At 46.9% G+C, this 17,769-nt stretch carries 13 protein-coding genes; 7 read left to right on the top strand and 6 right to left on the bottom strand.

Annotated features, from left to right (window positions below):
• Positions 1–17 precede the first annotated feature (17 nt).
• The 5 genes from K331_RS0101340 to K331_RS0101360 all read right to left on the bottom strand — a co-directional run bounded on the left by K331_RS0101340 (position 18) and on the right by K331_RS0101360 (position 5,720).
• Entirely contained in the window at positions 18–500 is a 483-nt protein-coding gene (locus K331_RS0101340; RefSeq protein ID WP_028588882.1) for a hypothetical protein, read from the bottom strand.
• Positions 501–682: 182 nt separating this feature from the next.
• Positions 683–1,456, bottom strand: coding sequence for a hypothetical protein (locus tag K331_RS0101345; RefSeq protein WP_036633876.1), 774 nt, complete (start codon positions 1,454–1,456; stop codon positions 683–685).
• 44 nt (positions 1,457–1,500) lie between these two features.
• On the bottom strand, positions 1,501–2,235 hold the full coding sequence (locus K331_RS0101350) for a hypothetical protein (RefSeq protein ID WP_028588884.1): 735 nt from the start codon (positions 2,233–2,235) through the stop codon (positions 1,501–1,503).
• Entirely contained in the window at positions 2,232–2,744 is a 513-nt protein-coding gene (locus tag K331_RS28685; RefSeq protein WP_051289528.1) for a hypothetical protein, read from the bottom strand. The genes K331_RS0101350 and K331_RS28685 overlap by 4 nt, the downstream gene beginning before the upstream one ends.
• A 363-nt stretch (positions 2,745–3,107) precedes the next feature.
• Positions 3,108–5,720 carry an RNA dependent RNA polymerase gene (locus K331_RS0101360; RefSeq protein ID WP_028588885.1) on the bottom strand — a complete coding sequence of 871 codons (2,613 nt, stop codon included), beginning with the start codon at positions 5,718–5,720 and terminating at the stop codon, positions 3,108–3,110.
• 435 nt (positions 5,721–6,155) lie between these two features.
• On the opposite strand from K331_RS0101360, the gene K331_RS0101370 reads away from it, so the two are divergent.
• The 5 genes from K331_RS0101370 to K331_RS0101390 all read left to right on the top strand — a co-directional run bounded on the left by K331_RS0101370 (position 6,156) and on the right by K331_RS0101390 (position 8,799).
• On the top strand, positions 6,156–7,157 hold the full coding sequence (locus K331_RS0101370) for a tyrosine-type recombinase/integrase (protein WP_028588887.1): 1,002 nt from the start codon (positions 6,156–6,158) through the stop codon (positions 7,155–7,157).
• Between the two features lie 270 nt (positions 7,158–7,427).
• On the top strand, positions 7,428–7,805 hold the full coding sequence (locus K331_RS0101375) for a hypothetical protein (RefSeq protein WP_028588888.1): 378 nt from the start codon (positions 7,428–7,430) through the stop codon (positions 7,803–7,805).
• Between the two features lie 29 nt (positions 7,806–7,834).
• Positions 7,835–7,978, top strand: coding sequence for a hypothetical protein (locus tag K331_RS32110; protein ID WP_166653137.1), 144 nt, complete (start codon positions 7,835–7,837; stop codon positions 7,976–7,978).
• Positions 7,979–8,028: 50 nt separating this feature from the next.
• The gene (locus tag K331_RS0101385; protein ID WP_028588889.1) at positions 8,029–8,271 is read left to right on the top strand and encodes a hypothetical protein; all 243 of its coding nucleotides are present in this window, start codon (positions 8,029–8,031) and stop codon (positions 8,269–8,271) included.
• Positions 8,272–8,382: 111 nt separating this feature from the next.
• The gene (locus tag K331_RS0101390; protein ID WP_028588890.1) at positions 8,383–8,799 is read left to right on the top strand and encodes a cupredoxin domain-containing protein; all 417 of its coding nucleotides are present in this window, start codon (positions 8,383–8,385) and stop codon (positions 8,797–8,799) included.
• A 224-nt stretch (positions 8,800–9,023) separates the two neighbouring features.
• On the opposite strand, the gene K331_RS0101395 is transcribed toward K331_RS0101390, so the two are convergent.
• Positions 9,024–12,227: a hybrid sensor histidine kinase/response regulator gene (locus K331_RS0101395; RefSeq protein ID WP_028588891.1), complete on the bottom strand. Its 3,204-nt coding sequence runs from the start codon at positions 12,225–12,227 to the stop codon at positions 9,024–9,026.
• Between the two features lie 147 nt (positions 12,228–12,374).
• Between K331_RS0101395 and K331_RS0101400 the strand changes: the two genes are divergently transcribed.
• A complete protein-coding gene (locus K331_RS0101400; RefSeq protein WP_028588892.1) occupies positions 12,375–13,538 on the top strand; it encodes a response regulator in 1,164 nt (387 codons plus the stop codon).
• 201 nt (positions 13,539–13,739) lie between these two features.
• On the top strand, positions 13,740–17,666 hold the full coding sequence (locus K331_RS28690) for an LPXTG cell wall anchor domain-containing protein (protein WP_169718289.1): 3,927 nt from the start codon (positions 13,740–13,742) through the stop codon (positions 17,664–17,666).
• Positions 17,667–17,769: the final 103 nt, after the last annotated feature.

The following is a 17,769-nucleotide window of genomic DNA, read 5'->3' on the forward strand; positions in this document are numbered from 1 at the left end:
ATCCTCGTTGCTCCTCCTTAGTGCGTCTGCTTAGCTTCCGTGTGATCCGTATTCTGACGCGAGTCTTGAACGATCGCCATCTCTGCTAATGCTTCAGCCATATTGCTCTGCACCTTGCTCATCTGATCCTTCACCTTCATCAGTTCGGAATCAGGTATGTGCTGGAACACTTCCTCCATAATGCCTGTGTCAATCAGATTGCTAGTAGCACGGAGAAGAGGGGGGAGATCATTTTTTTTAGGGAGAGGCAGGTCCGTGAATTCACGCAAAATCAACGTATATAGTACGTTAAGGGTACCAGCAATCGTCTCATCATCCAGCTTATTCGCAGCTTTCAGACCCTGAAGAAGTTCAAGATACACTGAGAGCACTCGCTGAATTCCCGTATTGCGCAGTCTGGTATGGATTGTGACATCATATTTACCTAGGACCTGAATCGTTTGTTTCTCCTCAAGCCCGGAGCCAAGTTTATTTAATTCCGTTGCTGTCAATCTAGTCAAAGTAGGGAAGCCTCCTTTTATATCCGTGATTATAGTAATGCTGCGTGGACACTAGCTGGCGTGGCCAACTATAGCGCTGTAAACTATAAATGCCTCCAAGCCGTGCCTATTAAGGCTGACTTGGAGGCATTTGCCTAGAGCTGCGTGTCAGACATGTGGACGCTTAATGCTATTTAAGGATATTAATCCTCGTACAGGATTTCGTCCTTCATGACTTCGGCCCCGTCAATGCTAACTGGGAAGAGATCGAAGGTCAAACTTAGTGAAGCTGGATCACCAGTTGGGGAGTAGGTGACGGTGAAGTTAGGCTGTAGCTTTACTTTGTGGAATACTTGCTGGGAAGAGACTACGCTGCCGCCTTTTTCAGTAGCATAGATCGTGTCACCAACAATTTTAGCGTATTTCGGAAAGCCTTTTGCCGTGTAAGACAGTTTGGCCGTATCCGGTGCATTGAATTGGAAGTATACCTCTACCTCCTCACCAACCTTAACAGTAGAAGTGGGGGCTAAAGTCACCACAGTATCTTGAACAGATTCGATAGTCTGCGGTTCTGCAATTACACCATTCACATAGCTATACACAGCCACCGCACTTGTGCCGCCAATGGGTGCCTTAGAGAGAGTAACCGTCTTTGTACCGCTGCCGCCGTCTGCGACAGTTACGACCTGAGAGCGATAGATAGCATGTTCACCTTTTACAATCGGCTCTCCGGCGAGCATGGACAGGTGCTGCAAAGTGAAGACTTGTGTTTCGATCGTCAGCTTGGAAGTTTTGTCACCGTTCCAGGAGATACGATATGGGTTGCCATCACCACCGCGGGCATAGACTGTCTCCCCGGCAAATTCGTTCGTTGTAGTCGTAGCATAGTCAAAAGTCATAATAGGCTTATTCGTCGTGAAGTCGAAAATTTGCAGGTTAAGGTTGTTGCGGGAACCGTAGCGGTCAAGATTAAGCATAAATAAAATCCTCCTAGTTGTTCACTGTTATAGTTGTTGTTTTCTTATAACTCGGTTTCTTTAATCCATTCGAATTCGGTCTTCTCGTCAAGATAACCGTTGGCCCATACTGGCAATAGCCGTTTGAACCGATCTTTGATACTCATGCGCTCGAATTGCTCAAATACCTGATATACGGTGAGACGGCCAATATTGAAGATATTCAGACCATTATCTCCGGCACAGCAGAGAATGGACAGAACGTCTTTCAACTCCAGACCACTTTCGTCTTTACTGTGAATAGCTTCTTCAAAAGCCATCATCTGCTCATACATACGGCGGGCACGCTCTGAGGGAAAGGATTTAGCTTGCTCAGTGGTATCTTTGATTCCATTAAGGCAAGCGATGACTTTGGCGATAGCTTGATAATTTTCTGCATCCACCAATACATGCTCATGGACTCTAAACGAGGCAGTCTCTGAATGAAAGCTCACCTGCTGCCTGGTGAAAAAGGAGAGCGCCTCAGCAATATCGCGTATTACGGCCGGGTGATCCGTCAGCACCTCATAGTCGTCCATGTCAGCAATCGTGTGTAATTCCTCTAAGGAGATACCATATAACCGCTGCAAAATATCCTGTTTACGAAAGCTGCACAGCATCAGGTAAATAGAGTACTGCATGTATCCAAGGCTACCGACCTCCTCGATGCTAGGTGAGTGCAGTGGTACAGCTTCTTTTACAAGGAAGGGAAGACCTAGGAATAGCTGCAGTCGATCTGGCTTTATCTGTTCTGCTTTCATAGAGGTGCTCGGAGGCTCCAAAATTGATATTGTAGCGACAAGGTAGAGTAGTCAGGCTGCACAGTCATTTCATTCATCTTCAGAAATTCCAGCTTCCCAAGCCCGAGCTCCTGATTATGTTGGAGTATCTCCTGCAGAATATTTGCGATATGGTCTGAGCGCAGTTGGTAATGCTTTGTAAAGATAAGGTTTTTATGTACGTGAGCTTTAAAATGAAGCAATCCAGTAAGATGAGAATTCTTCCAGGGCTTGAATTCCCGGAAAGAAAAGGTAAGGTAGCTACGCGGTGGATCATCGGAGCTTGGTGTGAAATGGTACGGAAAGATATACTTGTTGAGCAACCCCGCCGCAAGCTCCGGATCTATCGTGGTCAATTCTGTTGTTACTGCTACTTTGGCTTCTGCAATGTTTGCTTCTGGATAGGCCAGTGCAGCACGCAATGCCTCAGAGCGGATCAATGTACTCATGATTTGGCCGCGAGCATGTTCCAGACCTTGAAGCAATGTCATCGTTCCAGCACCTGCCCTTGCATAGACATAGTGTCCATATTCACGCTCCTTTTTCGTGTGATACGCAGTTACCTGATGGGTCCGTTATATTGGATATCAGGATTGCCCGAGAAACGCATATTATGGTCCCACTGATATGTAGGCACCTCTTTGATGGGGCAAGGCAGTAATACTCTGCAAGCTCCATCGAAGGTATCTATGTAAACACAGATGACCCTTTTGCCGGCTAAAAGGGTCATCCAGTGATTGCTTGTATCATGGGACAAGAGGAGGGAGAGGGCTGTGCGACCATTTCCTCCCTTAAAGACGTTTTGGTTAATTGAATAAAAATAGTGAAAATCCTTGTTCTAAGCGGCAGCAACGCTACAAGGACATCTTTTCAACTCGTGGGGACCGTTTTTGATTACGCTGTTTTCTTTTTTTATCACGCTCTTTCTCCTTGCGAATATGGTCATGACAAGGCTCGCAGTAGACCTGACGCTGCCTTGTGACCACAAACTCTGTATGACAACTCTCACAACAATGGATTTTATTCAGATTGCGTAGTAGATTCTCTAGCAGGATATCTCCAAAGGCAGACCATAGTGTATTCTTGTATTTACTATTTTTATGTTTATATAAATACTCCACCAGCATGTCTGTGACTTCGTAGGGACTGTGACTAGTAGTATCCAAGATCATTCCTCTAATTCTTTGGTACAACAAGGGATGGGTTGTTGCCTCAGCTTCATTTGGATTTGCAAGCAGCAGCTTCTTGTTCTGATCTAGCATCTGATAGGTGTGAATAATTGCTTCATCTAATACCACTCCGCATTTGGATCTCATTAATAAGGTGTAGTCGAATTGTCCGATACCTGCTTGCCGGAAGCTGATTCGCGGATTGGGTATCATCTGGAACAGCCGATTCATCACACTGTTGTTGGCTGCCTCTACCTTCCCTGATTCCTTATCCTTGGCATAAATGAAGAAAGCAGGAGCTTTTTGCTTGGTGTGACTCAGAATTTGCTGCTCCATATGTTCCGGACGCTGGGGCTTGTATAATGTTTTGGCATAATCAATGGTGAAATTATTCTCCATACATAGGATTTTGATGATATCCAGATTCACAGGATCACTATTCCAAAGCTTGGTGATATTGTTGCTTATAGTTCCAATATTACCCCCAGTGTACGCCGCCTTGAGTCCTGCAAAAATGCTGTCACTATGAATGGGCTCGGCATCGGCCTTTGCCATTGGATAATACAGCGGATAGATATCTACCATATTGCGTTTGGCAGCGGTGACTAATGTAGGATCGGCACAGACAAGTGCTTTATCACCATCATTATCGAACATCAGCAGCTTGCTGATGGGGTCATGAACACTGGTATAGAGGCTTTTGGTGATGAACCACCGTTTTAGCTCTGGTGATACAAGATTCCTCCTGACGGCATGCTCTCGATATAGATGTGGACTTCGTAGACAGTCCAATTCAGTGGTGTCTGGATACAGGTTGCAACTGACCTCTCCGTCTGCCAGCAGCCCAAGTGGGTTCTGCTCTCCAAGGAATAGATGCTCACAAAAGGCATAGAGATCGGGGCTGATGAAAGTGTACTTACCGTCCACATCAAGCTTGCCCGAGCGTGCTTGCCTGACCAGACTCTTTTTCACTTGTTTGATCGTCTCTTTGCTGTAGGCATCATTCAGAAGATCGGGATAATATTCGAGCGCCTGCTGAAAAGGATTCTTGTGGCGGTTATGCGGCACTACACCCATAATTTTCAGCATCGTAGCTTTGTCAGTACCAATGTTATGGATATCCGTGGCTGTCTTGCTGCTCAGGGCCTTGAGCTCAGCATCCGTGATGTCGGTCAAGGTTTGTAGCATCTGATAATTAAGCTTGGCTTGACCTATAGCATCTTCCTCCAGATTACATATGCCTGCTTGGCAGTTATGGGTAAGGTAATGGCTGATATACTCTTCCCAGGAGGAGTAGTACTTCCACATCTTGAACTGACTCTTGGTGAAAATGACTTCGATATTTTCCTTCAGAATATCATGCTCGACCCCATAGATATCCTTGATTAAGCCATATTTGCTATGACCGGCCTTCTTGTTCTGTTCACGAATGAATTTATCGAATGGAAACGGCATGAGCAAGCCTTTGACCCACGGCAGTCGGATCATCATGGCTTTTGAGCTTTTGCGGGGCAGGATCATTCCGCAGCCATCGGTGTGCTCAATCGGCACGTCCATCATTTGCCTATTAATGGAGTAGGTATCATCTGAAATGTAATCCACCATGGTGCGGATGGTTGTAGACATATCGTCCACAACAATACACTTTCGAATGTCAAAGGCTTGCCATTCTTCTGTGGCACTATTGCACAAAGCCAAGTAAGCAAGATATTTGTTAATGTTGATACCGCCTAGCTGATTAATGTGCTCACTTGTCAAGCCGCACATCAGGGAGTTTCTGTATTGTTCCAAGGTAGCCTCACGAATGAAGATGGTCTTTTTCTCTCGAATCTGACCTGCTGAAGCCGTAAAGCATACATAACGCTCATCCTGATACCAGAAGCCACGCCTGATAATATCCTGCAAGATATCGAAGTAATAGGTCTGAACCACAATGATATCTCGGGAAAGAGCATCCACTTCCATCTCTAGTGTTCTTGTCAGGACAGACTCGAAGATGGATATTATATTTCTCAGATTCTGCTCATCCACTTCAGTTGGACGAATGACTCTGACCTGATCGTTCTGCTTGAATTGCTCAACAAGTTCTTTTTTATATTTCTCTAGTCGCTTATTAGTTCTTGTAAGATACTCTACTGCCTTGGATCTGGTATGGTCATCTGTCGTTGGTCGATCTCTTAGCTCCTTGAGCTTCATACGAAATCTGAAGTTACGTAACTGCTTACTATGTATTCGTAATTCCGATTCATTATAGAAGGCGCTGGTATCTACACTAAAAATATGTACTTGCTTGCTCAAAAGAATAACAATCCCTCCGTTTCAGCATTATGAGGCTGGTTCTGCCAGCTTGTTGACAATCGTTTCTTTGGCTGTGGCCTTGAGAATATACTGGGTGCAATCCTCAGTACCAGCTAACATACAAGGTGACACTAAGCGTTCGTCGTAATAATGATCGATTCCGTCGTAGTACAGGTCTTGCTCAGTAAGTATAGAAAAACCAGTATTTTTATGTTTCATATTTTTACGTTAATACCTCCTTTCCTTCACAAATGATAGGATCGAGCTTGCATACATAGTAATATAGACCTATCAAACTTTCAACACTATTTTTATGTTATTGACGAAATTCAGTCAAAGCTTTATGATATCCACAGTATAGAGCGGAGAGGGGAAGATTACCTGATGCGTGTACACCTTCTGCGAATGCGACTCAAAATGGAAGGGGCATAGGCCGTGAACAAGATATATGATCATCCCTTGTACAACGAGGAAATGAAGCAGAGTTTCGTAAAGAATATGGATAATTCGAAGGAGATTATGCGTATTTTCAAGCGTGTAGCCCCACTCGAAGAAGCGCTGGGCATGGATCTTTATGATTTCAAGCTGGAGCACATTAAGCAGTTCCTGACATTGCTTCAATCAAAGAAGGTAAATCCGGTGAAGCAAGCTGCGGGGATCGTTGAATTATACATAAAGTGGGCAATCATTCAGGGATTAAGGCAGGATTCGGGCAACCCCTTTGATGAGGTGCAATCTGTTGATTTTTATCGCACTTTTGTAGATACCCGTGTGCAGACCATATTTTCGGAAGAAGAATTGAATGATATGGTAGATGGGGCCATTAATTTTCAGGATAAAATTGTGGTTCAGGCGTTATTCGAGGGAGTCTATGGTCGGGAGTATAGTGAGTTACTTAATCTGCAAGTACAGGATGTCCATGGGGACACACTTACTGTGCTGCTGCATGAAGACGACAAGGGTGTAAGCCGGCAGCGGACCATTCCAATCTCACAGCAACTGTATGACATCATTCGTATAGCCAACCAGGAGAAGGAATACAAGAAGAACAATGGATTCGTCAGCCCCTCGATCAAGAAGGACTATAACGAACTTGTCACGAACAGTTATGTGGTACGGCCCGCCAGGAATGTACGAACTAGGGATGCCAATGCTCCAGCACATCCTGCCCTGATTAACCGTAGAATTGCAACGTTGGCCGAGTATTACGGCCGGAAGGGGCTTACTCCCACTAATATTCGTAATAGCGGCATGCTCAAGATGGCCAGAGATCTGTATGCGGAGAAGGGACAATTGGGAGATGTTGAATATAAGCTGATCTGCGACCATTACAATACTGGTATCACAGCTGCCGGCTACAACCTGAACCGCTTCAAGATTGATTTTCTCAATCATGATACGTTGAACCAGATTTATTCGTTGAACCTGAGAGGATAAAGCATAGGCTTTATTCTCTTTTTTTTGTGTGCGGAAGAGACAAGCTGAAAGTTAGTCTTTTATCTACCGAAACATCGGCGGTTGGCGAGGGAGATTCTGTTATGATTAACAGGAACAAACGTTCCTGTTTTTTTGTTTTGACATTATATATTTAACATATAGCTTTGCTTCTGGCATGTCGACGAAGGGACAGTCTTTTGACTGGATATCCTCTCAAATTAGAGCTGCTTATTCGTTTGTGCCGCAAGGTTAGTCAGGGGGCTAGGAAGTATGGAGAACGTAATTCAATTACTGGGTATTGACAATAAATCGTTGGAGTTGATAGCTACTGTGAAGTTTCTGTTCACGACTGAGCATGAGATCGAACAGTTGCTGATGGATTGCATCGGGGCAAGCGAGGATCAGATTCATCGGTATCTCATTCATTATCGGCAACAGAAGATCCGATTCACCCGATATGCATCCTGCGAGGAGTTCGTGAAGGCATATACGGTGGATCGAGTGCCTGCACTGGAACGGCTTTTCCAGGAATATATAAGTCCGGCCAAGCTTGCGCGGCTTCATTGTGATGATCCTGAGGACATCTATTATCGACATTGCGAGAATATCGACATTCGTTTCAATCGATTCGCTATGCATTTTATGTGACTGACTTATGGAGTGGGGAGATGGGCAGGATGCGAGATTTTAATATTGAGCGGTTTAATGAGCTGTACCTTTATTTGACGATGGATGATTGTGATTACGGTGAATTGCAGGAGCTGCGCGACAAGATTCATGAATTGCTGAACGTTGTGCTGGATAAAATGGAGGCATTCTGATGCGAGATTTGGGACTATGCAAGTGCGCGGCATCTTAAGGGGGAACAGATATGAATCAGCAAGAGCAGTGGATTGCGTTAAGCAGCGAGGAAGAAGAGGCCACCCATGTCAGAATTATAGAGAATCGATTTCATGTGCCGGTTACGATCGGAGCGTTGTATGAGCTGAAAATAATCCACTATGGAGCGGCTTCAGTCGTCAGTAGTGAGCGGTATATTATTGACGATAACGGTGCAGATAATTTTTCCTTCGCATTATGCTGCAAAAAAGAGTTCTATAAGAAGCAGGACTAGCCCTAACGAGTCATTTTAAATATGATATAAATTGTCTATGCTTATATATGAGAGAGTTTTGATAGATCTCAAGATTCAACTACTACAACCATGAAAGGTATGGTACTCCATATGAAAAAGTTTCTGTCCAATACATGGCCTATCCTGACACTTGTCTGCGTGGCCCTGATTGCGGGTGGCATTACACTGGTGTATTTTCAAGGAAATAGCCTCCCCCCGTCGGCTAGGCAAGTAGAGCCTGCCCTTACAGATGCAGATCATGAGAATTACAATATCGTGACCGTAGAGGTAAAATCAGATGGCTTCTACCCTCGCCATATTGAAGTCGAGTCAGGTGTTCCTACCAAGATTAATTTCAAGAAAACGACCTCATCAACCTGCATTACAGATGTTACCTCCCCGGATATGTCGATGCTGCTCTACCTGGAGGGCAAGGACAACTATTTCACGGTGGAGGATTTGCAGCCAGGCACCTACAACTACAATTGTGGGATGTACATGTGCTTCGGTACAATTACCGTGATCTAACACAAATAAGCATCGCCAACCATGATCTGGGCCTGACCTGATCTGGATGGGGATGCTTATTTGTATTACTAGCACCTTAACCGAATCTATAGAACCGCTGCAAGCGGGGAGCCCTGTCGATCACTAAACCTAATTTCAGATTCGGTCAAAGTATCTAAAATACAACAGTATCTAACCTACAATGGATGCGTGACTATGATTAGAGTGGATCTCGCTTCTCTGGGCTAGTCGCGAGATCCTTGTGGAATAACAAAGGACATCGTCGTGCCTACATTCGGTTCGCTCAGGATGGACAAGCCCTGACCGTACAAATGAATGAGACGCCGGTTCGTATTGGCTATGCCGATGCCGTTCTTCTCATGCATCGTTGTAGTCAGTAGTTGCTGTACCTCCTCCTCTGTCATGCCCTTGCCATTATCCTGTACCTCCACTTTAATGCCTCCCTCCACACGGGTAATGGTAAGCGTCAGTGTCCCACCTGCGGATCTGCTTAATAGTCCGTGTCTGACTGCATTCTCGACAAGAGGCTGTATGGAGAGCGGCGGTAGCATCAGCTCAATAGCTTGCCCCACATTCCATACGACAGACAGCCGTTCTCCGAAGCGCTCCTTCTCAATATAGAGGTAGGATTTGATTAGTTCCAGCTCATGGGACAGCTCTACAAGCTCGCCCGTATTGAGATAATTGAAGCTAATGCGCAGGAAGGAGGCAAATACATCTCCCAGCTTGCGCATTCTGTCTGTGTCAATATAGCTCAGCGCCATGACAGAGTTAAATGTATTGAATAGAAAGTGGGGCTGTATCTGTGCCTGAAGATAAGCTGCTTCAAGGCGCAGACGTTCATTGGTCGATTGCTTCAGCGAGATTAACGCCCGGATTCGATACTTCAGCTCCATAGCATCCACCGGCTTGGTAACATAGTCATTTGCGCCGGAAGAGAAGCCTGCATAGATATCTGATGGCTGGGTCCGGGCTGTGAGTAGCAAGACAGGCAGCTCTGACATGGAGTAACGCGCCCGTATCTGTTGAGTCAGCTCATACCCTGACATCTGCGGCATCATGACATCCGCTATGAGTAAATCCCATGGTCTGGTGTCCAATATTTCAAGGGCCTCTCGTGCCGAAGCTACTGTTGTGATGCTGTAAGGCTCGGAGGACAGCATGCTCTCTAGCACCTTCAGATTAATGGGATTATCATCTACCGCCAAAATAAGGGTATGACCTGCAGGCAATAGTGGCTGCACCTTGCCAACTGGGATCTCCTGCTGCGAGGCAGCTTCGGCAAGCAAGGGAACATCCGTATCCGTCAGTCCTGCTGCTGCAAGCTCTTCCTGTTGATAGGCTGCTTCAGCTTCCACTTGCTCGGACAATGCAGCATCATCAGGCGTCATATCATGGGTGGTAGCTACGGGCAGATTAAAGGTAAATACGGAGCCCATATCAGGCTCTGACTCGACGTAGAGTGTCCCCCCGTGAAGCTCGATTAGTTGCTTGCAAATACTGAGCCCCAGTCCCATTCCCTGTTCCCCTTCGCTTCCAGAGCCACCTTGCTCGTAAGGCAGGAAGATCCGACGCTGAAGCTCTTCATTCATTCCGATGCCCGTGTCACGGACAGAGACCAGGATCTGATCGCCGTGCTGACCAGCTTGTAGCTCGGCTGAGACGATAATGGTCCCTTTCTCAGTGTACTTCAAAGCATTGTGCAATAGATTGTGTACGATTTGCACGAGCCTTTTCTCGTCGGCCATAACACTTGGCAGCGCATCTGGGATTTGAATCTGTAATTCAACGGGCTTGCGTTCCGTGATGAAGTTGAGCATGGCCGCAACTCCAGTCACAATGGATTGTACCTTAAGGGGCTGCCTCTCCAGCACAATGCGTTGCTCCTTCAGGCGCACCACATCAAGCAGGTCGTCAATTAATTGTGACATCCGGCGAGTAATCGTAATGAGCAGCTTCATATCCTTCATACTGTTCGTGCTCATCCTGTGCTTCTCTTGCTCTGCAAGATTATGGGCAATGTTCATAATGCCATGTAGTGGAGTCTTGAGCTCATGGGAGGTGTTCGCCAAGAACTGGTCCTTGAGCCGATCTGCGATCTGGAGCTGCTCATTCAGCTTCGCATTGGCTCTGGCATGCCGAAAGTATTTATTGAACCAGTATGTAGAGAAGCCCGTAATCGCAACAATCAGATCGACAGGATAATATACGGTCGTTATATTCCGGGCGGACTCTTCTCCACTCCACATCAGATTAGACACCATGCCGCATATGCTGATGATGAGAAATACAATGTCGCGATCCATGTGCTGCTTGCTTAGCATGTTCCAGGTGATCATGACGAGCCATATAAATGCTATGTAAAACAGCGCATCGAAGATATAATACTGTACAATCCCGTAGCTGAGGGATACAGGGGTGACCAGCAATACCGCAGTAACTACAGCACATACTGTAATAAATATTCGCAAGGCCACTGTCGAGGTCGGTCTGCTGGTGAACCTGCTGAAGAGCAATAGAATAAATACATTTTGCCATAACAGCAGAATTACTCTCAGCTTGTAGGCCCAGGAGTAATCAATGGGCAACCATAACAGCAGGATGTTATCATGTCCGATCAGAATGGCGATTCCTGTGCACAGCGTTAGCATGAAGGTATAGATCAAACTTCGCTCTCCAGCACTGATTAAGTAGAGAATCAAAGCATACAATCCGTGAAGTGCCAGCACAAGGAAAATGAAGATCTGCAGCCCGATCGAATACCAGCGAACATAATCTATAGCGGCCTGTGATCCAAACCGTACAGGAGCAGCGATTCCACCCTTGCCAGGACTATCGAAATTCGCCATACGAATGATGAGTTCAACCGTATTGCTCGAATCTTTTTTCATCGAATAGGAAGGACTGAAGGATAGCTTCTGCGGGATATACTCCTCAGCTGTCGTAGCCACCTTACCCATAATTCCGGTCGTCTCCCCGTTAATCTCCACCTCAGCTGCTGCCTGCAGCTCCCTGAACCAGAAGGCAACGGGCTGATCCAAAGGGCCCATGAGAATGCGTAAATGATAGGTTCCGTAGCCGTAGGATCGCTCCTTGTCCAGGTTCATGATATTTCCCCAATCACCCGGCACCTTCATGGCACTTGGGGTATATGCCTGAGATTGGATATCGCTTAGCGTGAGCAGTTCTCCAGGATAGAAATCCCACTCTCCATTTAAATAGAGAGCAGGGGCCTCCTCCAGATTCACATGCCGCAGGTCCAGAACACCATTCACGGGATGATAATCCTCGGATATGGGGAACATCTGTGACCATGCCCAGCGCATTCCGAGAAGTAGAGCAAAGGTAACAATAATGACGGTTACATATTTAAGATAGATTCCAGTATATTTTTTCTTCTGATGGATCATGGGATTGAAACTCGACATTCAGCAACCGTTCCCCTTTATATTATTATCTATTGGCAAGTATAACTCCGAAGAGTATAGTTAGATTTAAGACATTTCTTATTCACGAATAGCATAATACATATTCATGAAAGGATATTTTTCTTGTATTAGGGAGCTGTCGAGCGAATGAAGATACTAATTATTGATGATGAAAAGCTGGCAATTGACTTCCTTGAACGACAACTGCTGCAAATTTCAGGCATTGAGATTGTTGGCAAGTATACTGATGTTCATGTGGGAAAGGAGCACGTCTTACAATCGGATGTAGACGTACTTTTTCTCGATATTAGTCTGCCAGAGATCAATGGTCTGGAGCTAGCAGAGCAAATTGCTACACATAAGCCCAATATCTCAATCGTGTTCGTTACGGCCTATAATGATTATGCTGTACAGGCTTATGAATTGGAAGCATTAGATTACGTCGTTAAGCCAGTTAGTGTAGAACGGCTGACCAAGACGATTGAGAGAATACAGAATCGCATGAGAAGCCAGCAGATCATGGTCGAGCCTCCCAAGCAGCCAAGTGCCCCCCGCATCATTGAGATGAAGCTATTCCGACAAGTGATGATCGAGGAGGCAGGTGGCGAGCTACGGTTACTGCAGTGGCGGACCAACAAGGCACAGGAATTATTCATGTATCTGCTACAGCATCGGGGGCGTCCCGTTCAAAAGTCGATGCTCATTGAAGTTCTGTGGCCAGAGCACGAGCTGGACAAAGTATTAGGCCAGTTGTACAACACAGTGTATCATGTGCGCCAAGCCTTGCGGCCTTATCAGGATCATGTACGGCTGGAGACCGTATCCGAGGGTTATATTTTGCAGTTGCAGAATGTCCTACTGGATGTAGATGAATGGAAGAAGCTGCAGGCTCTACTGTCTGAGCCCTCAGCCAGCGTAGTACACGATTATGTTGCGGTGATGAACGGATACACTGGCCATTACCTGGCTATGTATGATTATTGGTGGTTGGAAGCCGAGCGAGAGCGACTAAAGGAAGCCTGGTTGGATGTATCATTTGCGCTTGCAGACTGGTATCGGGAGCAGGGTCTGATCAAGGAAGAGGAACAATGCTACTTGAAGATTGTGGAGATTATTCCGTACGAGGAGAGAGCTGGCTTTGCACTCATGCTCATCTATGCAACCCAGTCATTGAGCACACGGGTTATACAATGTTACAGTAGACTTAAGAACAGCATGTACGAGGAACTGGGGCTGGAGCCAAGTCCCCATATTACACAGTGGTACGAGAAATGGCAAAAGGACATATCCTTATCAATTAGTCAGCCCTGATCCGGTGTGCCGGATTAGAGGCTGGCTTTTTTTGTATTTGGGCAATGAAATGAACTGGAAACAGGTACCTGTCCAGAATTTGTAAAGGCGTGTTAAGTATAATGTCCATTGTTAGCCTAGAGAGGGGGAAGTCGGACAAAATCCATAGCTTATACCATACTAGCACAAGCAAAAAGAAAAGAGGGTGACATGTTTCATAGCATGAACAGAAAAATTATAGCCATGCTCCTGACCTGGATGCTGCTTCTCCAGATGATCGTTGGTAATGGGATGGTATCAGTTAGTGCGAACAATGCAGCAATTCCGTCGGGAACAGGATCCGTAACAGGTGATACTTATGGAATAACCGGCTCGCAAGGCAAATCAGGGCAATCGGCTACTATATCGCAAACAAGCGCCTTGCAAGCAATTATGGGACAGGCTGACAGCCTGCTCACCAAGGTGACGGTGAAGGACCCCAGCGGGACTGTGATTGATGCTGTATACAATCCAGACCGGGTCGAACGCTCACAGCTCGGCGATGCCGTAAGGATCGAATACGAATGGGCGTTAGAGAATGGTCACTCCTATAAGAGTGGAGACACGTTTGAATTTGATATTCCGCAGGAATTCGTCATTTACAGCAACATTAACGGTCAGCTGATGATGGACGGTGGCCTGAGCGTTGGTGATTTTACAGTGGATACTGCAGGTCATGTGACGATGACGTTCAACAGTATGGTGGAGAACTATTCGGAAGTTGGCGGCATGCTGCAGATCAACACAGAATTCAGCACCCAGACGATCAGAGGCAGCGTGGAGGTGCCGATCTACTTCCCTATACGGGGCGGAGATCAGGTGGCTCTCGTGAATTTCCAGCCATGGAGAGGCACACCACTTGAGAAGGATGGAGTCGCAGACAAGGACGTGAAGATCGACTGGACCTTGGATGTGAACACTTCTCTGGATACGATCCAGCATGCAGAGATCTCGGACCAGCTTCCAGCAGGTCTTGAGCTTGATCCTGCTTCCATTCGGGTGTACAAGCTGTTACCTAATGTGGATCGTGTACCGGATCTTGGCCCAGAGGTAGCTTCGGGAGCGAATGTCTACACCTTGACGACAGAGACGGATGGATCGGCCTTCCGGATTGCATTTAACGACACCAGTCTGAATTCTGCTTACCGGGTTGTGTATTCTACATGGATTACAGATGAAGAAGAGACTAGCTTCACCAATGCGGCCGAGCTGAACAGTCAGCAAGGCAATGTTGCGCGCAAGAATGACACGGTCAATATCAAGCGCGAGAAGCTGGTGACCAAGGAAGCAGGGGCATATGACGATGCCAAGCAGACGGTGACCTGGACTCTGAAATACAACTATGGCGAGAAGGACATTCCACAGTCCGATGCTTTCCTTGAAGATCGTTTTGAGGAAGACATGGAGCTCGTTCCGGGTTCGTTCAAGGTGACAGATGCCCTGACAGGGAATGAATTGCTGGCCAGCCTGTATCAGGTGACTCCTGTCGTCGGAGTTAATGGGAAGAATGGATTCGACCTGCAGTTCACGTCCGATGTGCAGGCTGCATATAACATTCAGTACCAGACGAAGGCAACAGATCGTGTGTTCCAGAATCATACGGTGACTAATGATGTGGTAACGGAGCTGTCTGGAAAGGAAACAACGGCTACAGCAACACATACCTTCCGTAGCTCCATCGGGGTGAAATCCATTGCAGCAACGGATTATAGTGCTAAGGAAGTAACGTGGAGAATCGTAGTGAATCGGGATCAGTGGTCGATGTCCAATCTGGTCATTGATGATGCTTTTACAGGCGGAGGTCTGACGTATCTGCCAGGGTCCTTGAGTATTACTTCCACGGGCGATCCGGTTCTTCCTTATACACTGGATGACAGTGAACCGGACAAGGGATTTAAGCTTAGCTTCACCGGAACTTTTGAAGATACGTATACGATTACTTACAAGACTGCATTTGATGCAAAAGAATCCGTCTACGGCAATACTGCATTGCTGGATTGGACAGAAAAAACATCGCAATCAACGGATCCGGTACGATTGCAAGCATCTTTCCGTCCTAATGCCTATACAATAAATAATGGCTACAAAAATGGTCAGTACAATGCGCGTGAGAAGAGACTGACCTGGGATGTAATCGTCAACTATAACAGCTTTGCTATTCCGGGTGCTCTATTCAAGGATGAGCTCAAGGAAGGACAAAAGCTGGATCTGGATTCAGTCAAAGTCTATCATGCTCAGGTGCAGGCCAATGGTGAGGTGCTTCAAGGAGCGGAAATTACCCTGAGTCCAGATAAGATTAGCTATAATGCGAATCTGCTTACCATTGATCTGGGCGATATTTCCACTCCTTATTGGATTACACTGAATACCAGATTGGACAACACGTTGGTAGCGGATGAGATTCCTAATACTGCGGGCGTTACTGGCACTGATGGAGCTGAGTGGAGCTGGGAGCGGAAGGTTACGATTCCACGCGGTGAAGTCTATGTTAGTAAGACAGGGGCCAGAAATGGCGATCTGGTTGATTGGGAGATCAAGATTAATGAAGGACAATCTCTTGTTGAGAACGCTCGTATTATTGATACACCAAGCGCCAATCAGGTACTGGTGCGTGACTCGTTCAAGCTCTACAAGGGAGATGTAGCAGCTAACGGAACAGTCACCTCTGGAGCATTACTCACACCAGGAACGGATTACGAGGTTGTATTTCATAAAGGAGCCTTGGATGAGGAGAGCTTCGAGCTGATATTCAATGGAAGCATTGATACGGCTTATGTACTTCGTTATTCCTCCGAAATTGCTGTCACTGCAGACCGGGAGCCCGTCACTAATGAAGTAAGCTTCGTAGGAGACGGTGTCACGTCGGGTGTGAAGGAGACGGAGTATAGCGTTGTCATTCGATTCTCGGATGGTTCAGGTACCGGGTCCATTGCGCGGGGGGCTATCACCCTCACCAAGGTGGATGAGGATAATGTATCCCTCGTACTGGCTGATGCCACCTATGAATTACATGATAGCTCAGGCCGCCTGATCGGACAAAAGGTAACGGATAACCTGGGGCAGCTGAGCTTTACCAAGCTTCTCTATGGTACGTACACACTGACCGAAACAACCGCTCCAGCAGGGTATGAGCTGGATACTCGTCCGCATACGATTGTAATCGATAGCTCTGTGCTGCAGACGGGCGGTGTGAAGCGAGTTACGATGACGAACAAGAAGACGCCTGAGCCAGAGATTCCCGTCAATCCGGGGCCGGGTCCAGGTGGACCAGGAGTGCCACAGACACCTGAATACGAGCTTCAAATTCTTAAGGTCGATAATGCACAATCGGATCTGGTTCTCGAAGGAGCTACGTTCCTCCTTAAGGATTCATCACAACAGCTGGAATCGAAGACTGTAACTACAGATGCCTTCGGGAGAGCGGTATTCACGAAGCTGCAGGCTGGGCAGTACACACTGGAGGAGATCAAAGCTCCGCAAGGTTATGTCCTGGAAGCGAATGCAGTCAGACATGTGAGTATCACGACAGAAGGAGTTAGGGTGGATGGATTACTGGTACAGCAGCTCGTGGTCACGAACCACAAAGAGTCAGCCACCCCGGTAACTCCTGAGCAGCCAACTCCTGAAACGCCGAAGCCAGAAGAGCCAAGTCGGCCAGGTGGTGGGGGATCAAAGGGCGATAAGGATCGGGATCGGGATGAGCTTCCGGGGAACTCTACAGTTCCTACAGAAACTCCAGTGAACGACACCTCCGAGGAGGCGCCTACCACGCCTGGTGGCACGTCAAATCAAGATGGGGGCACGAATCCAGGCTCTGCAGCAGGTGAGACAGATACGACTAGTACGCAGCCGGCAGCAGATGCGGAGGATAGCGAAGGCGACCATAGTCTTGTGGATCAGGATGGTCAACTGGGCGAAGCGGGGGATACCCTTGCTAACCAGTCCACGGACGAGGATAACGCGAATATGGCCCCACATCAGAATGCTTCAGTCAAGGGCATGCTGCCACAAACCGGCGAAGGTAGCTCATTGCCACTGCAACTGATGGGACTGCTAGTGATTCTACTAGGAGTCTGGATGACCTGGCGTACAAGAGTTAACAGACGCTGACGGGTAGCAGATAGTCCGTACAGCAAGCACCTCCTGGGGAGCTACACCCGCAGGAGGTGCTTTTTTGAGCGAGTAGACAACAGACAGTATAATAGAGGTATCT

The organism is Paenibacillus massiliensis subsp. panacisoli DSM 21345 (assembly GCF_000426545.1).
GTDB classification, from domain to species: Bacteria; Bacillota; Bacilli; order Paenibacillales; family Paenibacillaceae; genus Paenibacillus; species Paenibacillus panacisoli.

Excerpts from the sequence above, each read along its gene's own strand:
- K331_RS0101345 (WP_036633876.1), bottom strand. The coding sequence starts at position 1,456 with ATGCTTAATCTTGACCGCTACGGTTCCCGCAACAACCTTAACCTGCAA.
- K331_RS0101350 (WP_028588884.1), bottom strand. The coding sequence starts at position 2,235 with ATGAAAGCAGAACAGATAAAGCCAGATCGACTGCAGCTATTCCTAGGT.
- K331_RS28685 (WP_051289528.1), bottom strand. The coding sequence starts at position 2,744 with ATGACATTGCTTCAAGGTCTGGAACATGCTCGCGGCCAAATCATGAGT.
- K331_RS0101375 (WP_028588888.1), top strand. The coding sequence starts at position 7,428 with ATGGAGAACGTAATTCAATTACTGGGTATTGACAATAAATCGTTGGAG.
- K331_RS32110 (WP_166653137.1), top strand. The coding sequence starts at position 7,835 with ATGCGAGATTTTAATATTGAGCGGTTTAATGAGCTGTACCTTTATTTG.
- K331_RS0101385 (WP_028588889.1), top strand. The coding sequence starts at position 8,029 with ATGAATCAGCAAGAGCAGTGGATTGCGTTAAGCAGCGAGGAAGAAGAG.
- K331_RS0101390 (WP_028588890.1), top strand. The coding sequence starts at position 8,383 with ATGAAAAAGTTTCTGTCCAATACATGGCCTATCCTGACACTTGTCTGC.
- K331_RS0101395 (WP_028588891.1), bottom strand. The coding sequence starts at position 12,227 with ATGTCGAGTTTCAATCCCATGATCCATCAGAAGAAAAAATATACTGGA.
- K331_RS0101400 (WP_028588892.1), top strand. The coding sequence starts at position 12,375 with ATGAAGATACTAATTATTGATGATGAAAAGCTGGCAATTGACTTCCTT.
- K331_RS28690 (WP_169718289.1), top strand. The coding sequence starts at position 13,740 with ATGAACAGAAAAATTATAGCCATGCTCCTGACCTGGATGCTGCTTCTC.